4 protein-coding genes are annotated in these 5047 nt (G+C 49.7%); all 4 read right to left on the minus strand.

The features are described from left to right. Positions 1-97: 97 nt before the first annotated feature. Positions 98-1630 carry a PepSY-associated TM helix domain-containing protein gene (locus HQ48_RS06865; protein ID WP_044232701.1) on the minus strand — a complete coding sequence of 511 codons (1533 nt, stop codon included), beginning with the start codon at positions 1628-1630 and terminating at the stop codon, positions 98-100. A 153-nt stretch (positions 1631-1783) separates the two neighbouring features. After that, complete coding sequence (locus HQ48_RS06870; protein WP_044232703.1) at positions 1784-2782, minus strand: aminotransferase class I/II-fold pyridoxal phosphate-dependent enzyme; 999 nt, start codon at positions 2780-2782, stop codon at positions 1784-1786. Further along, positions 2775-4277 (minus strand): cobyric acid synthase, encoded by a 1503-nt coding sequence (locus HQ48_RS06875; protein ID WP_044232706.1) that lies wholly within the window; start codon positions 4275-4277, stop codon positions 2775-2777. Before HQ48_RS06875 ends, HQ48_RS06870 begins: the two co-directional genes overlap by 8 nt. After that, positions 4264-4851 (minus strand): cob(I)yrinic acid a,c-diamide adenosyltransferase, encoded by a 588-nt coding sequence (locus HQ48_RS06880; RefSeq protein ID WP_044232709.1) that lies wholly within the window; start codon positions 4849-4851, stop codon positions 4264-4266. The genes HQ48_RS06875 and HQ48_RS06880 overlap by 14 nt, the downstream gene beginning before the upstream one ends. Positions 4852-5047 lie beyond the last annotated feature (196 nt).

Below are 5047 nucleotides of genomic sequence, written 5' to 3' on the forward strand. Positions count from 1 at the left end.
CATGTCGATACAATTAATTACATATTAAAGATAGTAATAATCAGAGATATATACAAAGTTTCTAACCGAAAAGAGGCAAAATGCCGTGCAACGGTCTCTATTTCTTCATCGGTTTCTTGCGCTTGCGGTGGTGCCGTCTATAGACGATATATCCGGAGAGCAGGATAACTAGCAGAGAGATACCAGAGATGAAAATGAATAATTGGGCTGCTAGTTCTGGTAGGAATGTATAGATGCGTCCTGTGTGCACCTCAAGAGCAAGATGCCATAGTGAGATTCGCCCTGATTGGGCTAGAATCTCTGGCATAGGCGCAAACTTTTGTCCCTCGACTAAGGATTCCGCTCCTCTGTTGTAGTCGAATACGATAGGCTTGTCCATCATCAGATCACAGAAGCCAGCTACCGAGTGCTGGAAGTCGGGCATACCACTCTTGGGCACGTATGGTTGTTTGGTGTAGAGATCAGTGCACTCCCCGGAGTCAATCTCCCAATAGTATAGACCACTGAACGAGCCTACGAGCCAAGCCTCCGAGTTTAGTTGCTGCATTGTGTTGATTCCCATAAAGCTCACAGGTGCTACTGCTGCAACCTTGACTGGAGTATCTGAGGCGAGTGAAGAGGTGCGATAGAAGCCGTCGGACGTGTAGAGGAGCCAATCGCCCGCGTGAGCATCGTATCTGATCGTCCTAAGTTTATCTTGCCACGGATTGGAGCTATCTTGATGTGTTCCTGCTAGAGGCGTGTGTTTGCTTCTGATGATTGAGATTAGCAGTGGAGGACGTAGGAATGTGCCCGTGATAGTCAGTACAAGTAGACCTACTAGCGACCATACACCTAGCTTATTGTGACAGCGTAGAGCGATGCCAAAGGCTCTACGAGTGGTCCTTGTTGCCCCTCCTCGTTGCTTAATTCTTTGAACGATACTAGGGCACAAGAGTATTACGACACCTGTGAGGCAGAGTGTGATGATAATCACCCCCAAGAGATCTACTACGAATATCCCGATTGAACCAAAGAGCTCACCACTGTGTAGCGTCCATAGGGTCTTGAAGGTCGATACACTTGGTTGATAGTCCTTTGGAGCTGGTAGCTCGATGCGTTCAAATCTCCGATATGGCTCTTGGGCGTAGAAGACCTCCGATCGGCTTAGGATCATAAGGCTATCCCCCCGACATGCCATATCGCTCAAGCGCTCACTCGTTTCGGATCGTGACCAAATGGCCTCCCATCGCTGCGCTTTGTGATCGAGTCGATAGCAGACGAAAGGCGATAGAGCAAAGAACTCCCCCGAGGTAGTTCGGCTCATAGCAAGAAGCATTTGCCCCTCTGCAGGTTTGAGCCCAACGCTATATGGCTCGATTTTGTTGTGTAGCGAATCACTTAGCCATATTCCTTGACTCCCATAGAGTAAGATGCTATCTGGAGATAGCTTCACAGCACCTCGGATTGCTCCATGGTTCCAGTTCTTGTAGTGGTATGATTGGGGGAGAAATGATCGAGGTACATCAAACTCGGAAATGCTAGCCCGATGATTGAGTACAATCCCAGAGAGAGCAAATAGCAGTATAGGTATAGTCAGGGTAATGCCTAGCCAGCGATGCCACCACTTCAGATGAAGGGACTTTTTCATTTATGGCTTTGTTTAGTGATGTAATTAAACACTCGCATCAAAGATAGAGCTACACGTTCCAATAATTTTGTAACATACGTAACAAATTTTGAATGGCATAAGCCCGGCTGTCTTTCGGAGGATTTCTTATAACCTCTTGGAGCGCAGGCTATCTCAACCCAGAGCTTTACCCTGATAAGCCCTTAGTCCCCGAATTAAGCAATCATTCTCCTCTCGGGTTTGAGTAGCTATTCGGATATGGTTGGGCGTTAGCGTGTGGAAGTTGGACGCATCTCTTACGAGCAAATGGTGCTGCCGAGCTAGCCACTTCTTTAGCAGATTGGCTCTGTGAGGTGTGCGAATTAACATAAAGTGCGTATCAGTTCGAGTGACTTCGTACCCTTCTATTAAACTAATAGCACGTGCCAGTCGATCAGTTTCTTCCCATAGTCTGGTTCGATCTATTGTTTCGGGCAATCGATTATGCACGATCCATCGCCCCGCCTCAATGGCTAAAGCATTCACAGACCACGGTTGTCTGACGGCTCTGATCCGCTCAAGCGTTTCCGTGTGCCCCGTGATGTATCCTAAGCGAAGCCCCGGTATGCGATAGCGCTTAGTGAGAGAATGAATGTAGATGGCATTGTGCGTACGTAGTTCGTCCGTCAGATTCTTTTGGCTGAAGTATTCGTAGCTCCTGTCGATGACGAAGAGTGTATTGGGGTACTCCCTAATCCAGTCCGCCTCTTTCTCTACGATCTGCCCCGTTGGGTTATTGGGGCTACAGAGCCAGAGCATCTGGAGTGACCCGATTAAGCGAGCATCAAAATCCACGATGCTATGCCCCATGATGAGAGAGGCATCTCGATACTCGCGGAATGTAGGCTCGACAAAGCTCGTCCTAGTGCTAGGGAAGGCTTGAGCGATGAGGTAAATCGCCTCCGTTGCCCCATTAGTTACGAGTACTTCATCGGGCGATAGTCCTAGATGCTGTGCGAGTTCCGCCTGTAGCGTATAGGGCTCTGGCTCGGGATATGAACCTAGGACGGAGGGGATACACTGCTCTAGGTGCTGTAGCAAGGGGCGATTGTCGGTATCCGAATAGACGTTTGAGCTAAAGTTAGCTTTGATGTGGGGATACTTGTGTAGATCGTCCCCGTGTCCATTAACCATTAGTTTGCATCATTTGATAGATAAGATCGATGTTCAGATGCTTGCGTAGGTGATCTGCCAAGCGATCGTATTGCTCATTCTTGTAGGTATCGTAGTCTACGGCCTCGGTCTTTCGGCTTAGTCTTTGGGCGAATGGAGCTAATAAGTAGTCTACGAAGGGCGGATTGTCTAGGATGCCGTGCAGATAAGTGCCCATACATCTGTCGTCACGCCTATATCCGTCGGTACGTCCATCGTGCAGTCTGGCTAGAGGAGAGGCTACTGCTCCGTCGATAGGTACGGTGCGCCCCATGTGTATCTCGTAGCCGATGCAGTCGCCCTCACCCCCGACGAAGCGGAAGCCAACCTGCTTCGTGATCTTATCCCCCGCCATTGTGGTTGAGGTAGGTAGTAGTCCCAGACCCGGCAGACGTGGTAGTTCGCCCTCCACGCCCTCGGGATCCAGCACTTCCATACCCATCATTTGGTAGCCACCACAGATGCCTAGCACGGTTTTACCTGCGCGCTGGGCTGAGATTACGGCTTTGGCGACGCCATTGCGTCTAAGCTCGTAGAGGTCTGCTAGGGTACTTTTGCTCCCCGGTAGTATGATGATGTCGGCTTCGGCTAGTTCGTCTACATTATTTGTATAGAATAGATGCACTCGAGGATCCTGCTCTAAGCGTGCAAAGTCTGTATAGTTGGAAATGTAGCGCAGTAGTACCACGGCAATATTGACCTTGCCCTGTAGGCTATGTCTGTGTCTTTTGCCTAGAGCTACAGAGTCTTCCTCCTCGATATGTATATCCGTATAGTAGGGGACTATGCCTACTACGGGCACGCCACATAGCTCCTCCAGCATACGTTTGCCCTCGTCGAATAGGCGAATATCACCTCTGAATTTATTGATCAGAATACCCTTGATGAGTTTGCGGTGGTCTGGTTTCTGGAGTATGATAGAGCCGTAGACTGATGCGAATACACCTCCACGGTCGATGTCAGCGACCAAGATCACAGTAGCGTCGGCATATTCGGCCATAGACATATTGACGAGATCGGACTTCTGTAGATTTAGCTCGGAGATGCTGCCTGCTCCCTCCATCACGATTGGGTTATACCGTGCCGAGAGCCGATCGAAGGCTGCATGCACTTCGCCCCTCAATTCGCCTCTACCGACCGTGCGGAAGTACTCGTAGGCATCTTGGTCGCCGATCGCTCGGCCGTTGAGTACGATCTGGCTGCGCTTATCGCTACTAGGCTTCAGCAGTACGGGATTCATATCTGTATGGGGCGAGATGCCTGCGGCCTCTGCTTGAACGGCTTGGGCGCGCCCAAGCTCTAGCCCCTCGGGTGTGGCGAATGAGTTGAGTGCCATATTCTGCGCCTTAAAAGGGGCAGGCTGATAACCGTCTTGCAATAGTATTCTGCACAGACCAGTAGCGATGATGCTCTTGCCTACATCACTACCAGTCCCCACAAACATTAGGGGGCGCAGGGGGCGATTACTTACTTTCATCTGTTTTCTTCTTACGTTTATAGGCAAAAGACTGCCATACATCCTCTGGCCAGTCTTGGTGGTTCATCTCCCACTTAGCTAGAACGAATAGATAATCGCTGAGCCTATTGACCCAAGGGATTAGCCCCTCGGGGAGGGGGTCCTGCCCGTTTAGCGTCCAGAGTCTACGCTCGGCTCTACGACAGACCGTCCGTGCTAACTGCATCTGGGCAGAGAGTGGCGTACCTCCGGGGAGGATGAAGAAGCCATTGTTGGGCGTTTCGTGCATTAATCTCTGTACCTCTTCCTCCAATTCAGTCAGCCAATCGGGGTCGAAGCTATTAGGATTTTGACACCTTCGGTCAGAGGGTGTGGCAATTAGGCTCATCATCTGCATGATATTCATTTGTAGTTTGCCGATGAAAGTGTGCCGCTCCTTTGAGCAGTCGATCATCGATCTGATAAGCCCCAAGTGGGCATTGAGCTCATCCATCGTGCCATTGGCTTCGATGCGTATATCGTCCTTGGCCACACGCTCCCCTGCGAAGATACCAGTCGTCCCTTTATCTCCAGTTTTAGTTACTATTCTTGCCATCAAAATAAGTCTTATATTTCTTAGGTTCGTTGTGCGATTGACAACTTTACAGACAAAGTTACTCCAAAAACTCTGCATAATATCGGGGACCCAGCTCAATGTACTTTCCATTTTCTAACGCAACACTATGGTTATAAGAACGACAGGTGGCGGGCTAGCCCGCCACCTGTCAAAAATCGTTCATAGCTTTGATGTT

Origin of the sequence: Porphyromonas sp. COT-290 OH3588, assembly GCF_000769075.1 — a bacterium.
Lineage (GTDB): Bacteria > Bacteroidota > Bacteroidia > Bacteroidales > Porphyromonadaceae > Porphyromonas.